General features: G+C 66.7%; 24 protein-coding genes and 1 tRNA gene. 17 read left to right on the forward strand and 8 right to left on the reverse strand.

All coding sequences use genetic code 11. The features are described from left to right. Window positions 1–33 precede the first annotated feature (33 nt). From recQ to PV781_RS00555, 4 genes are all read left to right on the forward strand, one after another. Window positions 34–1,896, forward strand: a complete 1,863-nt coding sequence (gene recQ / locus PV781_RS00540) for a DNA helicase RecQ (RefSeq protein WP_274773700.1) — start codon at window positions 34–36, stop codon at window positions 1,894–1,896. Window positions 1,897–2,056: 160 nt separating this feature from the next. Beyond that, window positions 2,057–2,344, forward strand: coding sequence for an Asp-tRNA(Asn)/Glu-tRNA(Gln) amidotransferase subunit GatC (gene gatC / locus PV781_RS00545; protein ID WP_274773701.1), 288 nt, complete (start codon window positions 2,057–2,059; stop codon window positions 2,342–2,344). After that, window positions 2,341–3,825, forward strand: coding sequence for an Asp-tRNA(Asn)/Glu-tRNA(Gln) amidotransferase subunit GatA (gatA, locus tag PV781_RS00550; RefSeq protein WP_274773702.1), 1,485 nt, complete (start codon window positions 2,341–2,343; stop codon window positions 3,823–3,825). The genes gatC and gatA overlap by 4 nt, the downstream gene beginning before the upstream one ends. Continuing rightward, on the forward strand, window positions 3,813–4,133 hold the full coding sequence (locus PV781_RS00555) for a chorismate mutase (protein WP_274773703.1): 321 nt from the start codon (window positions 3,813–3,815) through the stop codon (window positions 4,131–4,133). The genes gatA and PV781_RS00555 overlap by 13 nt, the downstream gene beginning before the upstream one ends. Window positions 4,134–4,145: 12 nt before the next feature. Here the strand turns inward: PV781_RS00555 and PV781_RS00560 are convergent, their stop codons facing one another. Continuing rightward, window positions 4,146–5,171 (reverse strand): glycosyltransferase family 2 protein, encoded by a 1,026-nt coding sequence (locus PV781_RS00560; RefSeq protein ID WP_274773704.1) that lies wholly within the window; start codon window positions 5,169–5,171, stop codon window positions 4,146–4,148. A gap of 151 nt (window positions 5,172–5,322) precedes the next feature. On the opposite strand from PV781_RS00560, the gene gatB reads away from it, so the two are divergent. Together gatB and PV781_RS00570 are read left to right on the forward strand one after the other, a co-directional pair. Continuing rightward, window positions 5,323–6,819 carry an Asp-tRNA(Asn)/Glu-tRNA(Gln) amidotransferase subunit GatB gene (gatB, locus tag PV781_RS00565; RefSeq protein WP_274773705.1) on the forward strand — a complete coding sequence of 499 codons (1,497 nt, stop codon included), beginning with the start codon at window positions 5,323–5,325 and terminating at the stop codon, window positions 6,817–6,819. Between the two features lie 57 nt (window positions 6,820–6,876). Further along, entirely contained in the window at window positions 6,877–7,329 is a 453-nt protein-coding gene (locus tag PV781_RS00570; RefSeq protein ID WP_274773706.1) for a hypothetical protein, read from the forward strand. Window positions 7,330–7,439: 110 nt separating this feature from the next. Here PV781_RS00570 and lipB read toward each other — a convergent pair whose 3' ends face one another. Next, window positions 7,440–8,168: a lipoyl(octanoyl) transferase LipB gene (lipB, locus tag PV781_RS00575; protein WP_274773707.1), complete on the reverse strand. Its 729-nt coding sequence runs from the start codon at window positions 8,166–8,168 to the stop codon at window positions 7,440–7,442. A 168-nt stretch (window positions 8,169–8,336) separates the two neighbouring features. Between lipB and PV781_RS00580 the strand changes: the two genes are divergently transcribed. Continuing rightward, window positions 8,337–8,421 (forward strand) — tRNA-Leu (locus PV781_RS00580). Window positions 8,422–8,539: 118 nt separating this feature from the next. Here the strand turns inward: PV781_RS00580 and PV781_RS00585 are convergent. Beyond that, window positions 8,540–9,604: a polysaccharide deacetylase family protein gene (locus PV781_RS00585; protein WP_274773708.1), complete on the reverse strand. Its 1,065-nt coding sequence runs from the start codon at window positions 9,602–9,604 to the stop codon at window positions 8,540–8,542. A gap of 84 nt (window positions 9,605–9,688) precedes the next feature. Then, window positions 9,689–10,498 (reverse strand): polysaccharide deacetylase family protein, encoded by an 810-nt coding sequence (locus PV781_RS00590; protein WP_274773709.1) that lies wholly within the window; start codon window positions 10,496–10,498, stop codon window positions 9,689–9,691. Window positions 10,499–10,753: 255 nt separating this feature from the next. Between PV781_RS00590 and mgtE the strand changes: the two genes are divergently transcribed. From mgtE to PV781_RS00610, 4 genes are all read left to right on the forward strand, one after another. After that, window positions 10,754–12,160, forward strand: coding sequence for a magnesium transporter (mgtE, locus tag PV781_RS00595; RefSeq protein ID WP_274773710.1), 1,407 nt, complete (start codon window positions 10,754–10,756; stop codon window positions 12,158–12,160). Window positions 12,161–12,333: 173 nt separating this feature from the next. Further along, window positions 12,334–14,472, forward strand: a complete 2,139-nt coding sequence (locus PV781_RS00600) for a putative bifunctional diguanylate cyclase/phosphodiesterase (protein ID WP_274773711.1) — start codon at window positions 12,334–12,336, stop codon at window positions 14,470–14,472. A gap of 135 nt (window positions 14,473–14,607) precedes the next feature. Next, on the forward strand, window positions 14,608–15,780 hold the full coding sequence (locus PV781_RS00605) for an isovaleryl-CoA dehydrogenase (RefSeq protein WP_274773712.1): 1,173 nt from the start codon (window positions 14,608–14,610) through the stop codon (window positions 15,778–15,780). 146 nt (window positions 15,781–15,926) lie between these two features. Then, window positions 15,927–16,727 (forward strand): YdcF family protein, encoded by an 801-nt coding sequence (locus PV781_RS00610; protein ID WP_274773713.1) that lies wholly within the window; start codon window positions 15,927–15,929, stop codon window positions 16,725–16,727. 13 nt (window positions 16,728–16,740) lie between these two features. On the opposite strand, the gene PV781_RS00615 is transcribed toward PV781_RS00610, so the two are convergent. Further along, on the reverse strand, window positions 16,741–17,028 hold the full coding sequence (locus PV781_RS00615; protein WP_274773714.1) for a DUF3253 domain-containing protein: 288 nt from the start codon (window positions 17,026–17,028) through the stop codon (window positions 16,741–16,743). Window positions 17,029–17,179: 151 nt separating this feature from the next. Here PV781_RS00615 and PV781_RS00620 point away from each other — a divergent pair, with 151 nt between their 5' ends. The 3 genes from PV781_RS00620 to PV781_RS00630 all read left to right on the forward strand — a co-directional run bounded on the left by PV781_RS00620 (window position 17,180) and on the right by PV781_RS00630 (window position 18,752). Continuing rightward, window positions 17,180–17,458 (forward strand): hypothetical protein, encoded by a 279-nt coding sequence (locus PV781_RS00620; protein ID WP_274773715.1) that lies wholly within the window; start codon window positions 17,180–17,182, stop codon window positions 17,456–17,458. A gap of 155 nt (window positions 17,459–17,613) precedes the next feature. Beyond that, window positions 17,614–18,315: a glutathione S-transferase family protein gene (locus PV781_RS00625; RefSeq protein ID WP_274773716.1), complete on the forward strand. Its 702-nt coding sequence runs from the start codon at window positions 17,614–17,616 to the stop codon at window positions 18,313–18,315. Further along, window positions 18,312–18,752, forward strand: a complete 441-nt coding sequence (locus PV781_RS00630; RefSeq protein WP_274773717.1) for a DUF1489 family protein — start codon at window positions 18,312–18,314, stop codon at window positions 18,750–18,752. The genes PV781_RS00625 and PV781_RS00630 overlap by 4 nt, the downstream gene beginning before the upstream one ends. A gap of 21 nt (window positions 18,753–18,773) precedes the next feature. On the opposite strand, the gene sseA is transcribed toward PV781_RS00630, so the two are convergent. The 3 genes from sseA to PV781_RS00645 form a co-directional block, all read right to left on the reverse strand. After that, window positions 18,774–19,604: a 3-mercaptopyruvate sulfurtransferase gene (gene sseA, locus PV781_RS00635; RefSeq protein WP_274773718.1), complete on the reverse strand. Its 831-nt coding sequence runs from the start codon at window positions 19,602–19,604 to the stop codon at window positions 18,774–18,776. A 36-nt stretch (window positions 19,605–19,640) separates the two neighbouring features. Continuing rightward, a complete protein-coding gene (locus tag PV781_RS00640; protein WP_274773719.1) occupies window positions 19,641–20,672 on the reverse strand; it encodes a cysteine synthase A in 1,032 nt (343 codons plus the stop codon). A 170-nt stretch (window positions 20,673–20,842) separates the two neighbouring features. Beyond that, window positions 20,843–22,291, reverse strand: a complete 1,449-nt coding sequence (locus PV781_RS00645) for a cryptochrome/photolyase family protein (RefSeq protein ID WP_274773720.1) — start codon at window positions 22,289–22,291, stop codon at window positions 20,843–20,845. A 153-nt stretch (window positions 22,292–22,444) separates the two neighbouring features. Here PV781_RS00645 and PV781_RS00650 point away from each other — a divergent pair, with 153 nt between their 5' ends. The 3 genes from PV781_RS00650 to PV781_RS00660 all read left to right on the forward strand — a co-directional run bounded on the left by PV781_RS00650 (window position 22,445) and on the right by PV781_RS00660 (window position 26,145). After that, complete coding sequence (locus PV781_RS00650; RefSeq protein WP_209100349.1) at window positions 22,445–23,374, forward strand: glutaminase; 930 nt, start codon at window positions 22,445–22,447, stop codon at window positions 23,372–23,374. Window positions 23,375–23,473: 99 nt separating this feature from the next. After that, the gene (gene thrC / locus PV781_RS00655; RefSeq protein ID WP_274773721.1) at window positions 23,474–24,886 is read left to right on the forward strand and encodes a threonine synthase; all 1,413 of its coding nucleotides are present in this window, start codon (window positions 23,474–23,476) and stop codon (window positions 24,884–24,886) included. Further along, window positions 24,883–26,145, forward strand: a complete 1,263-nt coding sequence (locus PV781_RS00660) for a M16 family metallopeptidase (protein WP_274773722.1) — start codon at window positions 24,883–24,885, stop codon at window positions 26,143–26,145. Before thrC ends, PV781_RS00660 begins: the two co-directional genes overlap by 4 nt. The last annotated feature ends 17 nt before the right edge of the window (window positions 26,146–26,162 follow it).

A 26,162-nucleotide genomic window follows, 5' to 3' on the forward strand; every position in this document is an offset into this window, starting at 1 on the left:
GGATTTGCGGCGGCACGCGCTATATAGGGTCGCATGATGTCCCCGTCTTCCGCCGAGTCGTTTTCCCCTTCCACGCCCGACCCGTCGCGCGAGCCCAGGAACATCCTGCGCCACGTCTTCGGCTACGAGGCGTTCCGGGGGCGGCAGGCGGAGATTGTCGACCATGTGGTGAGCGGCGGCGACGCCCTTGTCCTCATGCCCACGGGCGGTGGCAAGTCGCTGTGCTACCAGGTGCCGGCTCTCGCGCGAGCGGGCACGGGCATCGTCATCTCCCCGCTCATCGCCCTGATGCACGACCAGGTGCAGGCGCTGCGCCAATTGGGCGTAAAGGCGGCCATGCTCAATTCCTCCCTTTCCCCGGCCGAGGCCCGGCAGGTGGAGCGGGACCTGGCCATGGGCGAGCTGGACCTCCTTTATGTGGCGCCCGAGCGATTGCTGACCGATGGATTCCTGACTCTGCTGCAGGGCGCGCGCATCGCCCTCTTCGCCATCGACGAAGCGCACTGCGTGTCCCAATGGGGGCACGACTTCCGCCCCGAATATCGCCAGCTGACCATCCTGCATGAGCGCTTCCCCTCGGTGCCGCGCATCGCGCTCACCGCCACCGCGGACGGCCCGACCCGGCGGGAGATCGTGGAGCGGCTGGGGCTGGAGGACGGGGAGGTGTTCCTCTCCTCCTTCGACCGGCCCAATATCCGCTATCGCATCCAGCCCAAGAACAATCCCAAGGCCCAGCTCCGGGCGCTGCTCGACGCCCATGAGGGCGAGGCGGGCATCGTCTATTGCATGAGCCGGGCGAAGGTGGAGGCCACGGCCGAGGCGCTGGCCGACGAGGGGCGGGTGGCGCTGCCCTATCATGCGGGCCTCGATCCCCAGGTGCGCGCCCGCAACCAGGACCGCTTCCTGAAGGAGGAGGGGGTGGTGATGGTGGCCACCATCGCCTTCGGGATGGGCATCGACAAGCCGGACGTGCGCTTCGTCGTCCACCTCGACCTGCCCAAGAGCATCGAGGCCTATTACCAGGAGACCGGCCGCGCCGGCCGCGATGGTCTGCCCTCCGAGGCGCTGTTGCTCTATGGCATGGAGGACGTGGCCAAGCTCATCCAGTTCGTGGATGCCTCCGACGCCTCCGAGGCCAGGAAGCGCGTGGAGCGGCAGAAGCTCGATGCGCTGCTGGGCCTGTGCGAGACGGCCAGTTGTCGCCGCCAGGTGCTGCTGGCCTATTTCGAGGAGGAACTGCACGAGCCCTGCGGCAATTGCGACACGTGCCTCGAGCCCGTGCGCACCTATGACGGCACCGAGGCGGTGCAGAAGCTGCTCTCCTGCATCTATCGCACCAAGGAGATGTTCGGGGCGGGCCACGTGATCGACGTGCTCACTGGCACCGCCACCGACAAGGTGCACAAGTTCGGCCATGAGAATTTGAGCACCTTCGGCATCGGCAAGGAGGTGAGCCGCGACGAGTGGCGGGCCATACTGCGGCAGGTGGTGGCGCTGGGGCTCGTGGCGGTGGATGTGGAAGGCCATGGGGGCTTGTCCCTTACCGCCGCCTGCCGGCCGGTGCTGCGCGGCGAGCGGCGCATTGAGCTGAAGGTGGAAAAGCGCACCCGCCCGGCCCGCACCCAAGGCGGCGCCCGCGTGCCGCGCGCCGGCCCCACCGATCCGCGCGACGAGGCGCTCTACCAGAAGCTGAAAGCGCTGCGGCTGGAATTGGCGCGGGCGCAGGGCGTGCCGCCTTATGTGATTTTCCACGACACCACGCTCTTGGACATCGCCCATGCCCGGCCGCGCTCCCTGGCGGCCTTCGGCGACATTTCGGGCGTCGGCGAGGCCAAGCTCGAGCGTTATGGCGCCCAGTTCCTGGCCGTCGTGCGGGAGGCGGGCGAGGGGCGCTGACGGGGGAAGGGCGGTGAGCGCCATTGCCTCCCCAATTCCCCCCTTGCTATAGGCCACGACGAGGATTTTTCCGGAGGCCCGCCCCGTGCGGGCCATCCACGGGTCAGCAGAGGGCCACGCCGCCGATGCATCAGGGTCGGGGCGGCCCAGGGAGCAAGACATGTCCGTCGATCAGGCGACCGTACGGAGGGTGGCGCATCTGGCGCGCATCGCCGTGCGCGAAGAGGAACTTTCCGCGCTCCAGGGCGAGCTGAACGCCATCCTCCAGTTCGTGGAGCAGCTCTCCGCCCTCGACGTGTCGGGCGTCGAGCCCATGACCGGCGTGGTGCCGCAGAACCTGCCCATGCGCGAGGACGTGGTCTCGGACGGCCATTATCCCGAAAAGATCCTCGCCAATGCCCCCGAGGCCGAGGGCGGCTTTTTCACGGTTCCGAAGGTGGTGGAATGACCGCGCTCAACCAGCTCACCTTGACCCAGGCCCGAGAGGGCCTCGCCCAGGGCGAATTCACCGCGGTCGAACTGACCGAGTCGTACATCTCGGCCATGGAGCAGGGGCGCGATCTCAACGCCTATGTGCTGGAGACCGCCGACAAGGCGCGCGACATGGCCAAGGCCAGCGACGAACGGATCGCGTCCGGCGATGCCGGCCCGCTGGAGGGCTTGCCCCTTGGCGTCAAGGACATGTTCTGCACCGAGGGGGTGGAGACCACCGCCTGCTCGAACATCCTGAAGGGCTTCGTGCCCCAGTATGAGTCCACCGTCACGAGCCAGCTCTGGAAGGCCGGCGCGGTGATGCTGGGCAAGCTCAACAATGACGAGTTCGCCATGGGCTCGTCCAACGAGACCTCGGCCTTCGGCCCCACCGTGTCGCCCTGGCGGCGGGACGGGTCCAGCGCGCCGCTGGTGCCCGGCGGCTCGTCGGGCGGTTCGGCGGCGGCGGTGGCCGGCTTCCTGTGCGCCGGTGCCACCGGCACCGATACGGGCGGCTCCATCCGCCAGCCGGCGGCCTTCACCGGTACTGTGGGCATCAAGCCCACTTATGGGCGCTGCTCGCGCTGGGGCATTGTCGCCTATGCTTCCTCTCTCGACCAGGCTGGCCCCTTCGCCCGCACGGTGAACGATGCCGCCATCCTCCTGAAGTCCATGGCCGGTTATGATCCCAAGGATTCCACCTCGGTGAATCTGCGGGTGCCGGACTATGAGGATGCGGTCGGCCAGTCCGTGCGCGGCAAGCGCATCGGCATTCCCCGCGAGTATCGCGTGGATGGCATGTCGCAGGAGATCGTCGAGCTCTGGGACCAGGGCACGGCCATGCTGCGGGACGCCGGCGCCGAGATCGTCGACATCTCCCTGCCGCACACCAAATATGCGTTGCCGGCCTATTACATCGTGGCGCTGGCGGAGGCCTCCTCCAACCTCGCCCGCTATGACGGCGTGCGCTATGGCCTGCGCGAACCCGGCCGCGACGTGGTGGAGATGTACGAGCGCACCCGTGCCGCCGGCTTCGGCGCCGAGGTGCGCCGGCGCATCATGATTGGCACCTATGTGCTCTCCGCCGGCTATTACGACGCCTATTATGTGAAGGCGCAGAAGGTTCGCACCCTCATCAAGCGCGACTTCGACGACGTGTTCGCCCAGGGCGTGGACGCCGTCCTCACCCCCGCCACGCCCTCGCCCGCCTTCGGCATCGCCGAAAAGGTCAGCGCCGATCCGGTGGAGATGTATCTCAACGACGTCTTCACCGTGACGGTGAATCTGGCCGGCCTGCCGGGCCTGTCCCTGCCGGCGGGCTTCTCCGCAGACGGCCTGCCGCTGGGCCTCCAGCTCATCGGCCGTCCGTTCGAGGAGGAGACGCTGTTCTCGCTCGGCCAGGTGATCGAGGAATCCGCCGGCCGCTTCCCGGTGGAAGACCTCTGGTGGGTGGATTGAGCCCCGTCCCGGAAGGCCTTCGTGCCGCCCGCGTGGAGATCGACGCCATCGACGATGCGATGGTCGATCTCCTGGTGCGGCGGCTGAAGGTGGTGGAGAAGGTGGTGGCCATCAAGGCGGAGGCGGGAATCCCCGCCTTGCTGCCGGATCGCGTGGAAGAGGTGGTGGAGCGGGTCTGCACCCGCGCGCGCGCATTGGGCCTGCCGGAGGACCTGCCGGAGACCCTGTGGCGGGAAATCATCGCCTGGACCATCCGCTACGAAAATGCCCATCTCCCCGAGACGGGAGCTTCCGGCGCCTCCACCTGAGGCGCCGTTTTTTTATCCGGGCATGCGCTTCATGAAAGAGCGCTTGAGCTTGCGCAGGCGCGCGGCGAGCGCCTCGCGGAAGGGCGCGTTGCGCTTTTCAAGCGTTCGCCGTGCCACTTCCAGCTCACGCGCGCCGGCCCGCCCGGTCTCCACCAGCGTATCCAGCGCCGACATGATGCGGCGATAGGGAAAAGCCTGCGCCAGATGCGGATAGCGCAGGGCGCCGCGCCGATCGGTGAAGGGCTGGCGCCGCAACGGACCGACCGATTCGGGGATATAGGCGGCCAGCAGCGCCGCCGGATCGCTCACCGCCAGGGCCGGCTCGGCCGCCAGGAGGCGAGCGCCATCCATGTGGCGGATCGCGGTGGTTGCTTGATAGTCCGGCCGCGCGCGCCAGCGCACATATGAGGCGAGGCACTTGGCCACCAATTGGTCGGTGGAGCGCACCGGAAAATGGGCGAGGTCCGCATTCGGCAAAAGCACCGGCGCCACGTCCTTGTGCCAGTGGCTCACCCCGTGATTGCCGTCCGAGATCAACGTTTCGGGATGGGCGGCGAGGGACCGGGGCACCACCACCTTGTTCACCTGCCGGGGAATGTCGAGCACATAGGTCAACCGCGCCAGCGGGTCGGTCTCGGTGAGATCGTCCTGCGGCTGCGGGATATAGTGCGTCATGGAAAAGGCGCCCACCGCCCCGGCCGGCAAGCTTGCCAACTCCGCCTCAAGGGCCGCGCGGTCGGGCAAGGCGATGAACTCGTCCGCATCCAGCGGCAGGATGAAGTCGAACGCCTCGTCCGCCATGGCGCGGTGCATAAGGGCGGTGGTGCGCACGCCTTGGTGATAGGCGCCATGCACGCCGTCGGAGACCACCACCAGCGGAACGCCCTCCGCCGCAAGGAGACGCAGGATGTCCGGCGTCGCATCCGTGCTGCCGTCATCCACCACATAGAGGCGGTCCACGAAATGCAGGTTGTGGCGGACGAAGCGCTCGATAATGTCCGCTTCGTCCCGCGCCAGGGTCACTGTGGCAAGCCGCATATGCCGTTCCGTCTCTCACCGCCTCCGGCCGGCCGAAAGCGTCGCAGCCTATAGCACAGGTGGGCGAGGCGGTTGCCAGAGAGCCAAGCCTTCGAGTAGGGACAGAGTTTGATAAACGCGGCCCCGCCGCGCGCCAGTTGCAGGGACAGACATGACCGCTCATACGCGACCCGCCGACGCCAAGAAGCTCATCCGTGGAGCCACCGGCGATTGGGAGGTGGTGATCGGCATGGAGGTGCACGCCCAGGTCTCCTCCAACGCGAAGCTGTTTTCCGGCGCCTCCACCGCCTTTGGCGGCCCGCCCAACGACCATGTCTCGCTGGTGGATGCGGCCATGCCGGGCATGCTGCCGGTCATCAACGGGGAATGCGTTGCCCAGGCGGTGCGCACGGGCCTTGGGCTGAAGGCGCAGATCAATCTGCGCTCGGTGTTCGACCGGAAGAACTATTTCTACCCGGACCTGCCCCAGGGCTACCAGATCAGCCAGTATAAGAGCCCCATCGTGGGCGAGGGCGAGGTGATCGTCGACCTCGCCGACGGCGAGAGCATCGTCGTCGGCATCGAGCGCCTGCACCTAGAGCAGGATGCGGGCAAGTCCATCCATGACCTCTCCCCCTCCCTGAGCTTCGTGGACCTGAACCGCTCCGGCGTGGCGCTCATGGAGATCGTTTCCCGCCCCGATCTGCGCTCGGCGGACGAGGCCCGCGCCTATGTGACCAAGCTGCGCTCCATCCTGCGCTATCTCGGCACCTGCGACGGCGACATGGAGAAGGGCAATTTGCGCGCCGACGTGAACGTCTCCGTGCGCCGCCCCGGCGAGCCCTTCGGCACACGCTGCGAGATCAAGAACGTTAATTCCATCCGCTTCATCGGCCAGGCGGTGGAGACCGAGGCGCGGCGCCAGATTGAGATCATCGAGGATGGCGGCGTGATCGAGCAGGAAACGCGCCTGTTCGACCCCGTGCGGGGCGAGACGCGCTCCATGCGCTCGAAGGAAGAAGCGCACGATTACCGTTACTTCCCCGATCCGGACCTGTTGCCCCTGGTGCTGGAGCCGGGCTTTGTCACCGAGCTTGAGGCTGACCTGCCGGAATTGCCCGACGCCAAGAAGGCCCGCTTCATCGCCGATTACGGCCTCACCCCCTATGACGCCTCGATCCTCGTGGCCGAGAAGGAGACCGCCGATTATTTCGAAGCGGCGGTGCAGGCGGGCGGCGTCGCCCGCAATGCCAAGCTGGTGGCCAACTGGGTCATGGGCGACGTGGCCGCCGCGGCCAATGCGGCGGGCCTGTCCATCGCCCGTGGTGTCGTCTCCGCCGAGCAGGTGGCCGGCATCGTGGACCTGATTTCGGACGGCACCATTTCCGGTAAGATCGCCAAGGACGTGCTGGTCATCATCCTGGAGGAGAAGTCCACCGCCCATCCGCGCGAGCTGGTGGAGGCGCGGGGCCTGAAGCAGGTGACCGACCTTTCCGCCATCGAGAAGGTTGTGGACGAGATCATCGCCGGCAATCCCGACAAGGTGGCGCAGGTCCAGGCCAAGCCCACCATGCTGGGCTGGTTCGTCGGACAGGTGATGAAGGCCTCGGGCGGCAAGGCCAATCCGCAGGCGGTCAATGATCTCTTGAAGAGCAAGCTGGGTATCTGATCCGGCCAGTCCGGTCGGCTTTGGCCACGGGGCGGCAGGTGCCGCCGGGAGGGGTTCATGGGGGCGTTCCATATCCTGGGCGGTGTCGTTGCCGCAGTCTGCCTCGTCGCGCCCGCGCAGGCCGCTGACGTGCCGAACCTGGTGGGCCGCTGGACGGCTCTGGAGACCTCCGGCTCGTCGGTTGTGGTCACGCCCATGGACCAGATGAGCAAGCCGGCGGACCCCTCCGTCCTGGCCAGCCGCCCCAGCGGCGAATCCTGGGATGTCCGCATCGATGCACAAGACGGGCGCGCTTTGGCCGGTGCGCTGATCTCCAAGGGCGGCAAGGAGCAGACATTGCTCGGCACGCTGCGCCTCGACGGCAAGCGCCTCGTGATCGCCACAGACTTCAGCGCCGGATCCGGCGAGTTGGAGGGCGACACCATGGAATTGTGCTGGGTCGACCTGATCCCCAATTACATCGCCACGTCCTGCACGGTGTACAAGCGGGCGAAGGCCGGCGCGCAATAGGGCGGCGACCACCTCCGGGTCGCCCCTTGCGCGCGCTGGAGCGGTCCCTCGTCAACAGGTCCGCGCAGGCGCCATGGTCATTTCGGCAGCCTGTGCGCCCACGCGACGGTTCAGGCCGCCACGGGGGCCGTGAGCGTCTCCGCCCGCACGGTGGGTCCGAAAATCTCTTCGAACGCGACTTTCAGAACCGCGTCCACTTCCGCCATTCCCACCAGGTGGCCCAGTGCGACGAGGCTCGTCACCCCGTGCTCGCGCACCCCGCAGGGGACGATGCCGGAGAAATGGTCGAGGTCAGGGTCCACGTTCAGCGATATGCCGTGGAAGGTCACCCATTGGCGCACGCGGATGCCGATGGCGGCGATCTTGTCCTCGCCCCCGGCACGGGGCACCCAGACGCCCACACGGTCCTCCCGGCGCTCGCCCGTGACGTTGAAGGCGGAAAGCGTGCCGATGAGCCAGTCCTCCAGACCCGCCACATAGCGGCGCAGGTCCGGCACGCGCCGCTTCAGGTCCACCATCACATAGGCCACGCGCTGGCCGGGGCCGTGATAGGTGAACTGCCCGCCGCGCCCGGTCTCGAAGACAGGGAATCGCGCGTCCAGGAGATCCTCGCGCCGCGCGCTGGTGCCGGCGGTGTAGAGCGGGGGATGCTCCACCAGCCACACCGCCTCCGCGGCCCGGCCGGCGGCAATGTCCGCCACACGCGCCTCCATGAGTCGCACGGCCTCGGGGTAGGGGACGAGGGAATCGGCCACGATCCATTCAACAGGCGGAGCGCCGGATTCCCGCGGCATCAGGCGGGCGTCGAGGGAAGAACGGCTGGAAACGGGTGCGATCATTTGGCTGCCAAGGTTTTGACGGGGCGGCACGCCGCACTCGTCCACAGGCTTCATATAGATGTTGCGATCGTCGCTGTTGAGGCCTTGTAGCGCCGGAGTCGATCTGTTAGACGATGGCCCCCGGCGGACGGGACCTGAACAGGAAACACCGCCGAGCCTGATCTGAATGCGGTCGTGGCGGAATTGGTAGACGCGCTAGCTTGAGGTGCTAGTGGGGAGACCCGTGGAGGTTCGAGTCCTCTCGTCCGCACCAGATTGGCTGGGTTTTCCCGCCCGGTGCAGGGAAACGAAAAAGGCGGCCGCGAGGCCGCCTTTTTCGTTTCTGTGCCTGAAGGAAGCGGCCGACGCGCCGTGGGTGCGCCGGGCTTGCCTCATTCCTGCGGCGTGCCACTCCCGGTGGCATGGGCCTGGCCGTCCGGCTTCGGCGTCATGTCCGGCAGCAAGCGCGGCCACAGTTGGTTGAAGAAGGTCTCCACCGGATTCTTCGGGGCCGGCTCCGCCTCCGCCACAGGAGCTGACGCGGGCTGGGGCAGGGGCGCGGGAACGGGGCGCGGCGCGGCTGCCGGCTTGGCGGGCGTCACGGCCACGGCCGTGGTGGTCGCGGGAGCACCGGCGGGGAGCGCCGCGGGCTGCACGCTGAGGGTGGCAGGAGCGGCCGGCTTGCCGGGGGCGAGGGCCACCGGCGCGGTGGTCGCCGGCTCCACATGCACCACCTTGAAGCCCCGCGCCTTCAGCTCCTTCAGGAAGGTGGGCAGCATCACGGCCGTGGAGGGCTGGATGTCGTGCAGCAGAAGGATGCCCGAGCCGCGTGCCTCCAGGCGGTCGAGCGCGCGCTTCATCACTTCGTCCGGCTTCAGGTGCATCCAGTCGTCGGCGACGAGATCGACGCTGAAGACCGAGATGCCGTTCTGCTGGAGATAGTTCTCATAGAACTTGGTGCGCCCGAGCCCCGGGAAGCGGAAGAAGGGGCCGGAATGGGCGCCAATGGGCGCAAGGCCTGCATCGGTTGAGGCAAAGCCCTGGCGGATCTCCTGGAGGCCTGCCTCCTGGGTGAGCTTGGGAAAGATGAGCGGGTGCGTCTGGCTGTGGGTGCCAATGGAATGGCCGTCCTGAACCACGCGCTGAAGCACAGCGGGATGGGCGCGCGCCATCGTTCCGACGATGAAGAAGGTGGCCTTCACGCACTCCGCCTTCAGCGTGTCCAGGACTCGCGTGGTGTAGGGCGGCAGGGGGCCGTCGTCGAAGGTGAGAATCACCTCGCCCTTCTGGAGCGGGATGGTCTGCTTGTATTGCAGGGTGCCGAGGAGCGGCATGGCCTTGGGATCGACGGTGACCGCCCGCGACGTGCCGAGCGCATCCGGATTGGGGCAGCTTTCCGCAGCGAGCGCCCCGCCGGCCATCACCGCCATCGCTCCGGCCAGAAGAAGGGAACGCATGCCCGTCACTCCAGTTCGCCCCTTAGGGCCCGTCCAGGGGGCCCAGAGCCGCAGGCTCCGGTAGCGGCTCAACAAGAGAAGCTCTTAGTGACCGGCGGATGTCTGACCGACTGGAACCACATGAACAATGTGATAACCAAGCTTTCGTAAAGCCTGCAAGAACGACGGAATCATGGCTGCGGTATAGGTCTTGGTGTCGTGGAAGAGCACGATACCCCCCTTCGAGGCCTCGAGCCGTTTGAGCACCAGGTCCAGTTCCTGCTCGGGCGTCATGACGTTCCAGTCACTGGCCCAAAGGTCCGCCCCGAACACGGCGATGCCCCGTTTTTCCAGATAGGCGAGCAATTGGGGGGTCGAGGCAAAGCCCGGAAAGCGGAAGAAGGGCACGCGCGGGGTTCCGCTCGAGGTGCCGTAAGCGGCCTTCTCGTCCGCCGCGATGCCCTTTTCGATCTCCCCCACCGCCGCTTCATAGGGAATGTGCGCGAGGGTCGCGGCCGGATGGGTCATGGTGTGGTGGGCGAGGGTATGGCCCTCGGCGACGATCCGCCGCGTCAAGGCTGGCCGGGCCTGGGCATTCTGGCCGATGACGAAGAAGGTGGCGCGCACGCACTCCGCCTTCAAGGCGTCCAGCACGGTGGCCGTGGTGCCAGGCCAGGGGCCGTCATCGAAAGTGAGCACCACCTCCTTGGGCGCAAGGGGCAGGGTTTGCGGGAAGGATTTGGTGCCCACCCGCACGCCTGCCGGCACTTCAAGCACGCGGGCGGTGCCGAGAGCGTCCGGCCCGCAATCCGCGGCGGCTGCGGGATATGTAAGTGTCAGCAGGCACAAGCCGACGAGGCCTGGAAAAAGGCAGCGGGCCAGGGCGAACAGCGGACGAGAGCGCTTCTTGTGCATGGCCCTTCTTAATGCGCGGCGACAGCCCCGAAAAGCTGCGCAGCACCGGGCCTTGCTGCATCGCACACTTTTTCCCGGGCGCGGGCCGGAACCTTGGGCGAGGCCGGGCCGTTGCACAGGGAGAAGCAAGCCTGTCGTGCAAAGATCAGGACCGGGTGGAATGCCGCCGGTTGGCGCTTCCCTATGGCAGCTTGCCGCACTAGTAAGACGAGCAGTTGCGAAGCGTTCTGAGTTCCAGCGCGGAAAGGGGAGGGGATGCGCGAGCACGATCCCGCCATCGACGACAAGGTCGCCCCCGCTGTCCGCGATGAGGAGGGGGCTCTCCTTCCTGAATTCACCTCAAAAGTGTCCGCCGCCATCGCGGAGATGGACCGGGGCACGCTCAAGCAAGATCTGGCCGGCCTGCATGAGGCCGATCTCGGCGACCTCATCGAGGCGCTCGATCCAGAGCAGCGCCCGCAGCTCATCGAACTGCTGGGGCGGGATTTCGACTTCACCGCCCTGACTGAACTCGACGAGACCATGCGTGTCCAGATCCTCCAGGCGCTCAAGCCCTGGACGGTGGCCGAGGGTATCCGTGACCTGGATTCGGACGACGCGGTCTACATCCTCGAGGATCTCGAGGAAGACGAAAAAGCCGACATCCTGAAATACATTCCCGCCCCTGAGCGGGTCGCGCTGCAGCGCTCTCTGGACTATCCGGAGGAGAGCGCCGGCCGGCGCATGCAGACCGAGTTCATCGCCGTGCCGCCCTTCTGGACGGTCGGCCGCACCATCGACTATCTGCGCGACACGACGGACTTGCCGGAGACGTTCTACGAGGTGTTCGTGGTGGATCCCGGCTACCGCCTCATCGGGGCGGTGGCGCTGGACCGTCTGTTGCGCACCCGCCGCCCGACCTTGCTCACGGCGGTCAAGAACGAGCAGCGTCATGTGGTGAAGGCGAGCGACGACCAGGAAGACGTCGCCCGCATGTTCGAGCACTACAATCTGGTTTCGGCCCCCGTGGTCGATGATGCGGGTCGCCTCGTGGGGGTCATGACCATCGACGACGTGGTGGACGTGATCCAGGAGGAGGCCGACGAGGACCTGCGCGCCATGGCCGGCGTCGGCAGCGACGAGGAGCTGTCCGACACGGTTCCCTACACCGCCCGCAGCCGCCTTCCCTGGCTGGTGATCAACCTTGGCACCGCTTTCCTCTCCGCCTTCATCATCGGCCTGTTCTCGGCCACCATTGAGCAGATGGTGGCGCTGGCCATCCTCATGCCCATCGTGGCCTCCATGGGCGGCAACGCCGCGAACCAGACCATGACTGTGGCTGTGCGCGCCCTCGCGACCAAGGACCTGGGAAGCCATAATGCCCGGCGCGTGGTGACCCGCGAGGTCTTGGTGGGCCTCCTCAACGGGGCGATCCTGGCGGTGGCCCTCGGCATGATTGCCGCAGCCTGGTTCGGAAACATCCAGCTCGGGGGGGTAATTGCCGCCGCGCTGGTGGTGAACATGCTGGCGGCCGGGCTGTTCGGCATTCTGGTTCCGCTGACAATCCAACGCTTGAAACTGGATCCGGCGGTTGCATCGGGCGTGTTCGTCACAACCGTAACGGACAGCGTTGGTTTCTTTACCTTTCTCGGATTTGCTTCGCTCTGGTTTGCAAAAGGTTAATATTCACGCCGAGGCGCAAGTTGCCCTTGCGCATTCGACGTCGCTCCTCCAAATACGGCCTCGCTGCCAGAAAAGAAATTCAGGCACAAACGTGCAGCGGCGCTACGGAGGCTGAAATTCCCAGGCGTTCGGGCGCCGTAGCCCACACCTTTACTTTCGCCACCGCGGCAGCGGTGTCGGTCATTCTCGTCTGCCTGCTGGCCCTGGTGGTGCTGGTCATGGTCGATCGGGACCGGCGCGCTCTGCGTGCCGAGCAAAGAGAAGTGCGTGCCGCGCTCCACCACCATGCGGAGGTGATGAACCGCACCCTTGCGCTGTTGGCCGAGGAAGCAGGACCCATTGCTGTCTCCCGCAGGGACGCCGCTTACCAGATCCACGACCGCCTGGCGGCCCCCCTGTTTCAGCGTTACTCCTATGAGCGCACCTACCTCGTGGATGGCAGCGGCACCGTGCTTTATGCCACCTCCGACGGGGACCCGGTGTCCGATCCGGCAAGCTTCGAGGCCCTGCGGAACACGTTCCGCCGCCTGACGTCCGAGCCAACCACACTTGCCGAAGGCGGCAGGGAAGGGATCCTGGTGGACGGTAACACGGTGGGCCTTGCCACGGTTCGCCGCATGTCATCGGCGGGAGAGACGGGGCCGCATACCCTATACCTGATCGCCGTGGACTTGCTGGACCGGGACCTCCTTGGCCAGATCGAAAGCCGCGTCGGGGTCCAGGACCTGCGCCTCACCGCCGAGCCCGCGGCGCAGGCGAGCGAGAATGGCATCGCATTGGCCTCGGTGAACGACACCGGCATGATCAAACTGCTGCTGGCGTGGCGGTCGGAGCGGTCCGACTGGATGTCGCTGGAGCGCGTGACGCCCATGGTGGCGCTGCTGTCCTCGCTGCTGCTGGCAATCTGCGTCACCCTGCTGGTCCGTGCCCGACGCTATAGCCGGGCGCTTGCCTCCAGCGAAGCCCGCGCCCGCGCGCTCGCCTCGCGGGACTACCTGACCGGCCTTCACAATCGGGGCCATTTCATCGGCGAACTGACGCGTCAGGTGGACGGACTGAAGGAGGGGGAGAGCCTCGCCCTTCTCTTCATCGACCTCGACGGCTTCAAGGACATCAACGACACACTGGGCCACTCTGTCGGCGATGACCTTCTGCGGCATGTGGCCGAGAACATTCGCGACTGCCTCGGGTCCGACGGCCTGACGGCGCGGTTCGGCGGCGACGAGTTCGTGGTGTACCTGACGCCAGACGGCATCCAGAAAGCCTTCGACTTGGCCCCCCGCCTCCTGGAGGCGGTGCAGGTCCCCTTTGACGCCGAAGGCCACGGGCTGAGCGTCGGCGCCTCCATCGGCATGGCGTTCGCGCCCGAGCATGCCACCGAGGCGCGCGAGTTGATGCGACTTGCCGACATTGCCCTCTACCGGGCCAAGGAGGAGGGACGGGGGATCTTCCGGGTCTTCGAGAAGCAGTTGGAAGTGGAGGTCCGCAACCGCCGCTCTGTCGAGCAGGAGCTGGAAAACGCCATCGCCCGTGGTCAATTGCTGCTGATGTTCCAGCCCATCATAGAGGTCGAGGGCGAACGGATCGTGGGGTTTGAGGCGCTGGTTCGATGGCAGCACCCGGTACGGGGCCTGCTGCTGCCGGAGGCCTTCGTGCCCGTGGCCGAGCGCACGCGGCTCATGCCCAGTCTTGATCGCTGGGTCCTGCGGGAGGCGTGCCGGCTGGGGCGCGACCTGCCAGGCGTGTCCATCGCGGTCAACATGTCCGCGGTGAGCCTGCGCCAGATCGATCTGGCCGACCGGATCCTGGAGATTCTCCAGGAGGAAGCCTTCGATCCGACGCGGCTGGAAATCGAAATCACGGAGAGCGCCCTGTTCCAGACCACGGGTCATACGGGCCCCGCGCTCCTCCGCCTCCGGGAGGCGGGGGTGCGGATTGCGCTCGATGACTTTGGCACGGGGCACGCCTCCCTCATCCATGTGCGTCACGTGCCGGTCACCAAGATCAAGATCGACAGGTCGTTCATTTCCAACCTGGGGGTGGACCGGGACGCGGCCTCCATCGTGGAATATGTGGTGCGCCTTGGCCGTGCGCTGGGGATCGTGCTCACTGCCGAAGGTGTGGAGACGCGGGAGCAATTGCGGTTCCTGCGTGCCTTCGGGGCCCAGCAGGCGCAGGGCTATCTGTTCGCTCCGCCCTTGGCCATCGGGGTTGCCCGCGCCATGCTGGCGGCGCAGGATATCCAGCCGCCGCAGGCCGGCGCCCAACGTCGCCTCGTCGATCCGCCGTCCGGAACCGATGCCGTTTCCTGAACGCCGCAAACCTGACCACCTGCATATTCAGGTTGAATAAACGGCCATTCGTTTTATTTTTGTCGCGCCCCGGGCAGTGGAACCCGCCGCAGGCGTCGCCGCGCAAAATGGTCGAGGGGCTGGAGGAGATCGCTCATGTTGTCCAACTCCCATCGTGGCTTCGACTTCGACCTCGGCGAGACCGCCGACATGCTGCGCGACACGGTGCGCGCCTTCGCCGATGACAAGATCGCCCCGCGCGCCGACGAGATCGACAAGACCAACCAGTTCCCCCGGGACCTGTGGCCGCAGCTCGGCGATCTCGGACTGCTGGGGATTACGGTCGAGGAGGAATATGGCGGATCGGGGCTCGGCTATCTCGAGCACGTCATCGCCATGGAGGAAATCAGCCGCGCCTCCGCCTCGGTGGGCCTGTCCTATGGCGCCCATTCCAACCTGTGCGTGAACCAGATCCGGCGCAACGGGTCCGCCGATCAGAAGGCCCGCTATCTCCCCAAGCTCATTTCCGGCGAGCATGTGGGCGCGCTCGCCATGTCGGAGCCGGGCGCCGGCTCAGACGTGGTGTCCATGCGCACCCGCGCCGAAAAGAAGGGCGACCGGTACATTCTCAACGGCTCCAAGATGTGGATCACCAATGGTCCCATCGCCGAGACCCTGGTTGTCTATGCCAAGACCGATCCCAATGCCGGCCCGCGCGGCATGACGGCCTTCCTGATCGAGAAGGGCTTCAAGGGCTTCTCCACGGCGCAGAAGCTGGACAAGCTGGGCATGCGCGGCTCCGATACGGGCGAGCTGGTGTTCGAGGATTGCGAGGTGCCGGAGGAGAACGTGCTCGGCGAGGTGGGCCGTGGGGTCAACGTCCTCATGTCCGGTCTCGACTATGAGCGCGCCGTCCTCGCCGCCGGCCCGGTGGGCATCATGCAGGCCTGCATGGATGTGGTGCTCCCCTATGTCCATGAGCGCAAGCAGTTCGGCCAGCCCATCGGCACCTTCCAGCTGATGCAGGGCAAGATCGCCGACATGTATGTGACCATGAATGCGGTGCGCGCCTATGTCTATGCGGTGGCCCGCGCCTGCGACCGTGGCGCCACCACCCGGGAGGACGCGGCCGGCGCCATCCTCTTTGCCGCCGAAAAGGCCACCTGGATGGCGCTGGAGGCGATCCAGACCTTGGGGGGCAACGGCTATATCAACGACTATCCCACCGGCCGCCTGCTGCGCGACGCCAAGCTCTACGAGATCGGCGCGGGCACCAGCGAGATTCGCCGCATGCTGATCGGACGCGAACTGTTCGACAAGACCGCGTGACCTTTTTACCTCCAGGCCGCGACAAGGCCAGAAAATATCCTGTCGCGGCCACACTATCTGAGGTGATGGAAGGCTGAGGTTGCTGTCCGCCCCTTTCCCTCCCTGTCCCGAATGTCTAAGCCGGGGCGCGGGGTAGGGAGAGGCACGTGGACGATTTCTTCACGTTATCGAAAATCCTTTGGACCCTCGCGGTCCCCTCGAACCTTTTACTCCTGCTCTCCGCCATCGGCTTCGTCATGCTGCTGGTGGGGGTGTGGCGGCCGGCCATCCTGGCCTTGGCGCTCGGGATTGGAGGGCAGGTGGTGGCGGGCTTCTCGCCGCTCGCCAACTACCTCGTCTCTCCGCTCGAGGAGCGATTCCCGCCTTTCGTGCCCGACGGGAAGCCCGTGGATGGCATCATCCTGCTGGGCGGGTCGGAGGTGCCGGACATCGCGCTTACGCGCAATGTGCCGGCGGTGAACGATGCGGGCGAACGGGTAATCGTCTTCAGCGCCTTGTCGCGGGTTTACCCGGAGGCGCAGCTGGTTTTTTCCGGCGGCTCCGGCGAGCTGGGGGAGAGCGCGCCCATGGAGGCGCGGGCCATCCGCGCGGCGCTGAAGGACGTGGGCGTGGATCCCGATCGGGTGCTCTATGAGGGACGCTCCCGGAACACGGCGGAAAATGCGAGCTTCGTGCGCGCCATGATCGAGCCGAAGCCCGGCGCGCGATGGCTCCTCGTCACCTCGGCCTTCCACATGCCCCGGGCGGTCGGCGCCTTTCGCGCCGTCGGCTTCCCCGTGATTGCCAGCCCGGTCGACTATCGCACCATTGGCCCGGATGGCCTTGGCACGCCGTTTCTGCGGGCCGCCCAAGGATTGGACCTGACTGATCTGGCGACCAAGGAATGGGTGGGCCTGGCGGCCTACTATCTGACAGGTCGTACGACGGCACTTTTCCCCGCGCCGTGATGGCGATGCAGCCTCAGTCGTTGCGGGGCAGCCCCAGTCGATAGACGCCCCGGAACTCTTCCGGATCCACCGGCTTGCCTTTTCGGAAGATCATGAGGCGGCCTTCGCGGGCAAGGGCCACCGCGACCCGGCGCACGAGGGGCAAGGCCCGCTGCCACTGGTCCGGCGGCAAAAGGGCTTGCGCCACCTGCGTGGGGGAGATGGTGCCGGTCTCTCCGCTTTCGGCGGCGAGAGCCAGGAGGGTGCGGCTCACCTCATCCTCGGCGGGAAGGGGCGCGCGGCTGGTGTCTGCGTCAGGCATGCTCATGCGCTCCGTCTGGCATCACAGGCGGCTGCGCGCAAGGCTCGAGCCCTCATTGCCGGCCTGTGGCCCGGTCCCGGTCGCGACCGCATGGAAGAAACGCCGCAGGGCGAGTCGCTCCATACGGGCGGGGCTTGCATGAGGCTGTGCATTGCACAACGATCGCCATTGCAGTTTGATGAACAATTCATTAATTAACGCGTTTGCGCAGTGCATCATGCACGTGGCGCTGCGGCGGCCGCGTCAGCGCCACGTAATCAGACCAACACGTCCAACCAAGACACCCAAGGGTATCCTTGTCATCATGACAACCTCGACCGATCGCTCCTGCTGGTGCTTTGCACGTCGGATGATCGCCGTTTTCCTCGTCGCCATCTGCCTCGTCTATCTTTTTGGCGGTTTTGAGCCGACCCTCGTCGCAGGCCGGTGAGGCCTGCGCGGTTTTCCCTTTCCTGATGCCTCCCTCGATGGTGGGGAGCCGTCGCTTCGCCTGTGGGCGGCGCGCGGTTCGTATGAGCTTGGCCGGCGCCCTGCTGTAAGGTGGGACGCGCCGGGCGGTTCGCGACGGATCGCAGGGAGGGGCACATGACACTCACTTTGATCATCGGCAGCAAGAATTATTCCTCCTGGTCCATGCGGCCCTGGCTGGCCATGAAGGCTGCCGACCTGGATTTCGAGGAGCAGTTGCTGCTTCTCGACAGCGATCAGTTTCGCCAGACCGTGCCAGGGCTCGGCGCCGCCGGGCGGGTGCCGGTCCTCGTAGATGGCGAAGACAAGATCTGGGAATCGCTGGCCATTATCGAGCATGTGGCCGAGCGTTATCCTGATCGCCCCTTCTGGCCCACGGATCGGTCCGCCCGCGCCATGGCTCGGTCAATCGCCGCCGAGATGCATGCCGGCTTCGCGCATCTGCGCCGTCACCTTCCCATGAATCTGTGGCGCCCGCCGGAGCCGCGGGCATTGAACGAGGGCGTCGAGGCTGATCTTGCCCGCGTCACAGAAATCTGGACCACGGCGCGGACGCGGTTCGGCAAGGACGGGCCGTTCCTGTTCGGCCGCTTCAGCGCCGCGGATGCCATGTTCGCCCCGCTCGCCACGCGCCTGCGCACCTATGACGTGCCCATGGCGCCGGAGGTGGCGGACTATGTGGCCGCCATCCATGACTATCCCCACTTCATCGCCTGGCGGGATGCCGCGCTCACGGAGACCTGGTCGGTTCCGGCGGACGAGGTGGACTGGCCCCTGGTCAAGCGCTTTCCGGCGCCGCAACAGGCCCCAAAGGCATGAGCGCACCGCTCCATCTCATCAAATTGTGCGTGGGCGCGGAGTCGGTCGAGGACCTCACCGACTGGATCGCCGAGCGCCTCGCCGAGAAGGAAGCGCGCGGCGAGCCGGTGGAGCAGTATCACACCACGCGCATGGTGCCGTCCCGCCCCGACGAGCTCAAGGCGGGCGGATCGCTCTATTGGGTCATCAAGGGCGAGGTCTTGTGCCGTCAGGCGCTTTTGGACATCCGCCCGTTCGTGGACGGGGAAGGTATCCGCCGCTGCCGGCTGGTGCTGGATCCGCAGGTGGTGCGCGTGGTGCCGCGGCCCTCGCGCCCGTTCCAGGGCTGGCGCTACCTGAAGGCAGCCGATGCGCCGGCCGATCTCGATGCGGCCCGCAGCGCCCCCGATTTGCCAGAGGCGCTGCAGAAGGAATTGCGGTCCCTCGGCCTGTTGTGAGCGCAGAGACCGGGCGCGCGATCAGGCGCTCTTTTCGATCGGCTTGCCGCTGGAGGCCCATTCGGTCCAGGAGCCGTCATAGAGCGCCTGCGGGCGCTTGCCGACGCTCTCCAGCGCGATCCACAGGATCGCCGCCGACACGCCCGAGCCGCACGAGGTGATGACGGGACGGGAGAGGTCGACCCCCGCCGCCTCCAATTCCTTGCGCACCACATCCGGCGGCACCAGCTTGCCATCCTGCACCAGGTTCGAGGAGGGCAGGTTCAAGCTCCCGGGGATGTGGCCCGAGGACAGGTTCGGCCGGGGCTCCGGCGCCTCGCCGGTGAAACGGGCGGCGGCGCGGGCGTCCAGGATTTGGGTCGGGGTGCCGATGGCCTTCTCGATATGGGCGATGTCAGCCACCACCGAGCGGTCGAGCCGGGAGGTGAAGACCGCCGGCTTGCGGGTTGCGGCGCCCTGATCCAGCGGGCGGTCCTCGGCCATCCATTTGGTGAGGCCGCCTTCCAGGATCTTCACATCCTGCGCGCCGAAGGCCCGGAAGGTCCACCACACGCGCGGCGCCGAGAACAGGCCGACCGTGTCATAGACGACGATCCGCACGCCATCGCCGATGCCGAGCGCGCCGACAGCGGTCGCGAAGTCGCGCGGCTCGGGCAGCATGTGGGGCAGATCGGTGCTGTGGTCGGAGATGCCATCCAGGTCGAAGAAGACGGCGCCGGGAATGTGACGCTCCAGGAACTCGGCCTTGCCGTCGCGCTGCGCATTGGGCAGGTACCAGGACGCATCCACGATCACGAGATCGGGGGCGTTCAGATTGTCCGCGAGCCATTCGGTGGTGACGAAGATCGACATGGTGGGCCTTCTCAATCGGGCGTTTGGACGCGTCCTTCAGACGAGGACGTTGGGAACCTCGGCCTTGCGCTCCAGCCAGCCGGGAACCGGCAAGGATTTGGACCGCAGGAAGTCCGGGTTGAACAGCTTGGACTGATAGCGCGTGCCGTAGTCACAGAGAATGGTGACGATGGTATGCCCCGGCCCCAGTTCCCGCGCGAGGCGGATGGCTCCGGCCACGTTGATGCCCGACGAACCGCCCAGGCACAGGCCCTCGTGCTCCAGAAGGTCGAAGACGATCGGCACCGCCTCCTCGTCGGGGATCTGATAGGCGAAGTCCAGGGGTGCGCCTTCCAGATTGGCGGTGATGCGGCCCTGGCCGATGCCTTCCGTGATGGAGGAGCCTTCGGACTTCAACTGACCTGTCGTGTAGTAGGAATAAAGCGCCGCACCCATGGGGTCGGCGAGGGCGATCTTGACATTGGGGTTGCGCGCCTTGAGGGCCATGCCGATGCCGGCGAAGGTCCCGCCCGTGCCGACCGCGCAGACGAAGCCGTCCACCTTGCCGTCGGTCTGGTCCCAGATTTCCGGACCGGTCGTGTCGATATGGGCCTGCCGGTTGGCCACATTGTCGAACTGGTTGGCCCAGACGGCGCCGTGCGGCTCGGTCTTGGCGAGCGCTTCGGCGAGGCGGCCGGAGACCTTCACGTAATTGTTCGGATTGGAATAGGGAACGGCCGGCACCTCCACCAGAGTGGCGCCGGCGAGCCTCAGCATGTCCTTCTTTTCCTGGGACTGAGTCTCGGGAATGACGATGACGGTCTTGAACCCGAAGGGTGCCGCCACCAGCGCAAGGCCAATGCCTGTGTTGCCTGCCGTGCCTTCAACGATCACGCCGCCGGGCTCCAGCGTGCCCTTGTCGATGGCGTCGCGGATGATGCCCAGCGCCGCGCGATCCTTCACCGATTGTCCGGGATTGAGGAATTCAGCCTTGCCCAGGATCTCGCAGCCGGTCTCCTCGGAGGCCCGCTTGAGGCGGATCAGGGGGGTGTTGCCGATGGAGTCCACCAGCCCGTTGCGAATGTTCATGGCACCAACCTCTCGCACGCCGGACGTCATCGCCAGTGCCGCGCCGCCCTGCCGGCCAGGGGAGGGCATCTGCCGTCCTTGCTCATTACCCCCATGGTGCGCGTGAAGAAAGGCGAAATCCAACAGAAACGACGGGCGCATTGTCGCTAAGACCGAAGGTTTTCTGTGATTTATCCCGCTGCCCGCTTGATCTTCTCGAAGGCGGCCAAAGCCCGGTCGCGGGCGGCGGCATGGTCCACCATCGGGCGGGGATAGGTGACACCGAGCTTCACGCCGGCCCGCTCCAACGTCGCGCGATCCCCCGTCCAAGGCTTGTGGATGAGCGCCGACGGCATGCGCGCCAATTCCGGGACATAGGTGCGCACATAGGTGCCATTGGGGTCGAACTTCTCGCCCTGAAGTACCGGATTGAACACCCGGAAATAGGGTGCGGCATCGACCCCTGATCCCGCCACCCATTGCCAGCTGGCCGGGTTGTTGGCGGGGCAGGCATCCACCAGCGTGTCCCAGAACCACGCTTCACCGTGTCGCCAGTCGATCAGCAGGTGCTTCGACAAGAAGGAAGCCACCACCATGCGCACCCGGTTGTGCATCCATCCGGTCTGCCAGAGCTGGCGCATGCCGGCATCGACAATGGGATAGCCGGTCAACCCCTTCTGCCAAGCGGAAAGCTCGGAGGGGGCGTGGCGCCAGGGGAAATCGTCGAAGGCAGCCTGGAGATTGCGCCCGGCCATGTCCGGCTCGGCGGCGAGCAGGTGATGGGCAAATTCCCGCCAGTATAGTTCCGATTCGAACTTGTCCGCGTCCCGTGCGGACACCGCCCCCGCTTCCTCCGCGTGGCGCGCCACCGCGCGCACTTGTCGAGGTGAGATTTCCCCGAAGCGCAGAGCGGGAGAGAGGCGTGACACATGCTCGGCTGAAGGCACGTCGCGGCCTTCTGCATAGCCCTTAAGCCCCTCAGAGACGAAGGAATCCAGACGCGCCTGCGCCGCCGCCTCCCCGCAGGTCCAGGTGGCGCGCAGTCCGGCGGCCCAGTCGGGCGATGTGGGCTCCAGGCCCCAGGTGTCGAGGGAATCGCCCTTGATCTCGCCGGACCATCCGGTGAGGGGCTCGGGAACGGGCAGGGGCGCCCGCAGCCGCCGCTCCTTCAAGGCGGCCCGCTGAAAGGAAGAGAAGGTGCGCGGCAAGGTCCCGGCCTGGGTGGACACCGTCCCCGGCGGATGCAGCAAGTGCCCGTTGAAGACCTTCACCTCGGCCTCAAGGGAGCGAACCGCCTCGGCAACTTGGGTGTCGATGGCGTGCTCGGCCGCGCCGGGACGGGCATCGAAGGTCAGCGCCTCGGCTTTCAGCTCCGCCATCACCGCCGGCACCACTTCGCCCGCCCGCCCTCGGCGCAGCACCAGGGGAACCCCGCGGGCGGAAAGGTCCGCCGCCAGCGCCCGCAGCGATTGGGCGAGCCACCAGCGGGCGGCACCGCCCAGCGGTCGAAGGCCGGCGCTCTCCTCATCCAGCACGAACAGGCCGACCACCGGGCGTCCCGCGCGGGCGGCCTCGGTCAAGGCGGGATTGTCGGAGAGGCGGAGATCCGTTCGGAACCAATGCAAAGCGGGAGACGGCATGACACCTCGCGAACCGGGACCGACCTGCGCGCGGCCGCGGTAGGCGATTAACGCATATGCAAGGCGGGCGGATCAGTGCTGCGCCATTGGGCTCGTGCCGGGCTTTAATCCGGCTATGATCCAGGTGTCAGCCAAAACTTCCCGAGGACCGCTTTGCCCGACATCGGAACCGTCGTCCAGGACATCGCCGCCCGCATGTCGCTCCGCAAGGAGCGCGGCAAGGTGGCGAGCTATATCCCCGAGCTGGCCAAGGTCTCACCCGACCAGTTCGGCATCGCGGTGGTGACGGCGGAAGGCGAGATGCATGTGGGCGGGGATGCCGACACCCATTTCTCCATTCAGTCCATCTCCAAGGTCTTCACCCTGACGCTGGCCCTCGGCAAGGTGGGCGACGCTCTGTGGAACAAGGTGGGGCGGGAGCCGTCGGGCCACCCGTTCAACTCCATCGTCCAGCTGGAATATGAGAAGGGCAAGCCCCGCAATCCCTTCATCAATGCCGGCGCCATCGCGGTCACCGACGTGCTGCTGGCCGGCCACCAGCCGCGCGAGGTGCTGGGCGAGATCCTGCGCTTCATCCGCTTCGTGTCCGAGGACGACAGCATCGCCATGGACCAGCACGTGGCGCGCTCGGAAAAGCAGACCGGCTTTCTCAACACCGCGCTCGCCAATTACATGCGGGCCTTCGGGGTGTTGGAAAACCCGGTGGACCATGCGCTGGGCGTTTATTTCCACCATTGCTCCATCGCCATGTCCTGCCGCCAGATGGCGATGGCCGGGCGCTACCTTGCCTTTTCCGGCCGCCTGCCGGGCTCGGGCATCCGTGTCATTTCCGCCGAGCGGGCGCGTCGCATCAATGCGCTGATGCTCACCTGCGGCCATTATGACGGCTCCGGCGACTTCGCCTTCCGCGTCGGCCTTCCCGGCAAGAGCGGGGTGGGCGGCGGCATTCTCCTGGTGGCGCCCAACAAGGCATCCATCTGCGTCTGGTCGCCGGGCCTCGACCCGCAGGGCAATTCGGTGCTGGGCACCCAGGCACTGGAAGAATTGGCCAAGGCCATGCGCTGGTCCGTGTTCGGCGAGTAAGCCGCCGCTTTCCCCAACGCCCCAACTTGTCTAGTTTGCCGCAGGTTCGCGTCGCGCCTTCGCGCGTTGGTCTTCGTGCATTGTTCGGAGTTCGAGGTCTTGCTTTACGTCTCCACCCGCGGCGAGGCGCCGCCTTTGTCATTCGCCGATGCCCTGCTTGCCGGGCTTGCGCGCGATGGTGGACTTTATGTGCCGCAGGACTGGCCGACGCTGAAAGCGGACGAGATCGCCGCCCTTGCGGGCAAGCCCTATGCGGACGTGGCGCGCCGCATCATCACGCCTTTCGTGGACGGGGCCATTCCCTCGGCCGCGCTCGACGTGATGATCACGGATGCCTACCGCACCTTCCGCCACACCGCCACGACGCCTCTGGTCCAGATCGCGCCCAACCGCTTCATCCTGGAGCTGTTCCACGGCCCGACCTTGGCGTTCAAGGATGTCGCCATGCAATTGCTGGCGCGCATGATGGACCATGTGCTCGCCCAACGGGGCGGACGGGCCACCATTGTAGGCGCCACCTCGGGCGACACCGGCAGCGCCGCCATCGAAGCGTTCCGGCATTCGGACGCGGTGGACGTCTTCATCCTCTATCCGCACAAGCGGGTGTCCGAGGTGCAGCGGCGCCAGATGACCACGGTGGGCGGGGCCAATGTGCATGCCATCGCGGTGGAAGGCACGTTCGACGATTGCCAGGCCCATGTGAAGGCCATGTTCAACCATCACGCCTTCCGCGACCGGATGGCGCTGGCGGGGGTCAATTCCATCAACTGGGCCCGCATCGTCGCCCAGGTGGTCTATTACTTCTACGCCGCCTCGGCATTGGGCGCGCCCCACCGCGAGGTCTCCTTCGTGGTGCCCACCGGCAATTTCGGCGACATCCTCGCCGGCTGGGTGGCCAAGCGCATGGGCCTGCCGGTGCGCGACCTGACCATCGCCACCAATGTGAACGACATCCTCGCCCGCACGCTGGAAAGCGGGCGCTATGAGGTGAAGGGGGTGCAGCCCTCCTCCTCCCCGTCCATGGACATCCAGGTCTCGTCCAATTTCGAGCGTCTGATCTTCGAGGCGGTGGATCGGGACGCGGCCAGCGTGCGCACCCTGATGGCCCAGCTCAGCCAGTCCGGCAGCTTCACCCTGCCGCGCCCGGCGCTGGAAGCCATTGCCGGCGACTTCTCCGCCGAGCGCGCCGACGAGCCAGAGACGGCAGCCACCATCCGCAAGGTCTATCAGGACACCGGCTACGTTCTCGATCCGCACACGGCGGTCGCCATGGCGGTGGCGAGCAAGGTGGAGCATGCCGCCCGCGTACCGCAGGTGGTGCTCTCCACCGCCCATCCGGCCAAGTTCCCCGATGCGGTGGAAGCCGCCACCGGGAAGCGCCCGCCTTTGCCGCCCCATATGGCGGACCTGATGACGCGCAAGGAGCGCACCTCCGTGCTGCCCAACGACATCGGCGCCATCGAAGCCTTCATCACCAGCCATGCCCGCATCTCGGCGGGGGCGCACGCATGAGCGTGAAGCGCACCACGCTGGAGAACGGCATCACGGTCATTTCCGACGCCATGCCCCATCTGGGCACGGCTTCGCTCGGCATCTGGGTGGGCGCGGGCGCGCGCGACGAGGAGGAGGGCGAGCACGGCATCTCCCACCTTCTGGAACATATGGCCTTCAAGGGCACGCGCCGACGCTCCGCCCGTCGGATCGCGGAGGAGATCGAGCAGGTGGGCGGCGACATCAATGCCGCCACCTCGGTGGAGCAGACCTCCTACAATGTGCGGGTGCTGGGCGAGGATGTGGGGCTCGGCCTCGACATTCTCTCGGACATCCTCACCGAGCCGGCCTTCGCCCCCGACGAGCTGGCGCGGGAGAAGAATGTCATCGTCCAGGAGATCGGCGCCGTCCAGGACACGCCCGATGACCTCGTGTTCGACCTGTTCCAGGAGACGGCCTTTCCCGGACAGGCGGTCGGCCGCTCCATCCTGGGCACCCCGGAGACGGTGCGCGCGTTCGATCCGCAGGCGCTCGGCGCCTATCTGGCGCGCACCTATCGCGGGCCCCGCATGGTCGTCTCCGCCGCCGGCGCGGTGGACCATGACCATCTGGTGGAAGAGGCGGCGCATCGCCTGAAGTCCGTTGCGCCCGTCCAGAAGCCGGTCACGCCCGTCGCCCGTTATGGCGGCGGCACCTTGCTCACCCCGCGCGACCTGGAACAGGTGCACGTGGTGCTGGGCCTGGAAGGGCGCACCTACAAGGATCCCGGCTATCACGCGTTGCAGGTGCTCACCAATGTGCTGGGCGGCGGAATGTCCTCGCGCCTCTTCCAGGAGGTCCGCGAGGAGCGGGGCCTGTGCTATTCCATCTATGCCTTCCACTGGTCCTATGCGGACACCGGCCTGTTCGGCGTCTATGCCGGCACCGACGTGGGGGATGTGGGCGAGCTGACCAGCGTGGTGATCGACCAGATCATCGCCGCCGGCAACACCGTCATCGAGACGGAGGTGGCGCGCGCCAAGGCACAGATGAAGGTGGGGCTCCTGGCCGCCCTGGAAAGCTCCGGTGCGCGGGCCGAGCAACTGGCCCGGCAGATCCTCGGCTTCGACCGGGTGATCCCGTTGGAGGAGATCGTGGCGAAGGTGGAGGCGGTCACGGTGGAGGGCGTGCGCCAGGCGGCGCGCGACCTCGTCGCTGGCGGACACCCCACCCTCGCGGCGATTGGTCCGGGCGCGGGGCTTGAACCTGCCGCCCGGGTGGTGGAACGTCTGGGCGCATAGCCGGCACTGGAATGCTC

Origin of the sequence: Aquabacter sediminis (genome assembly GCF_028863665.1) — a bacterium.
In the GTDB taxonomy this organism is placed as follows: Bacteria; Pseudomonadota; Alphaproteobacteria; order Rhizobiales; family Xanthobacteraceae; genus L1I39.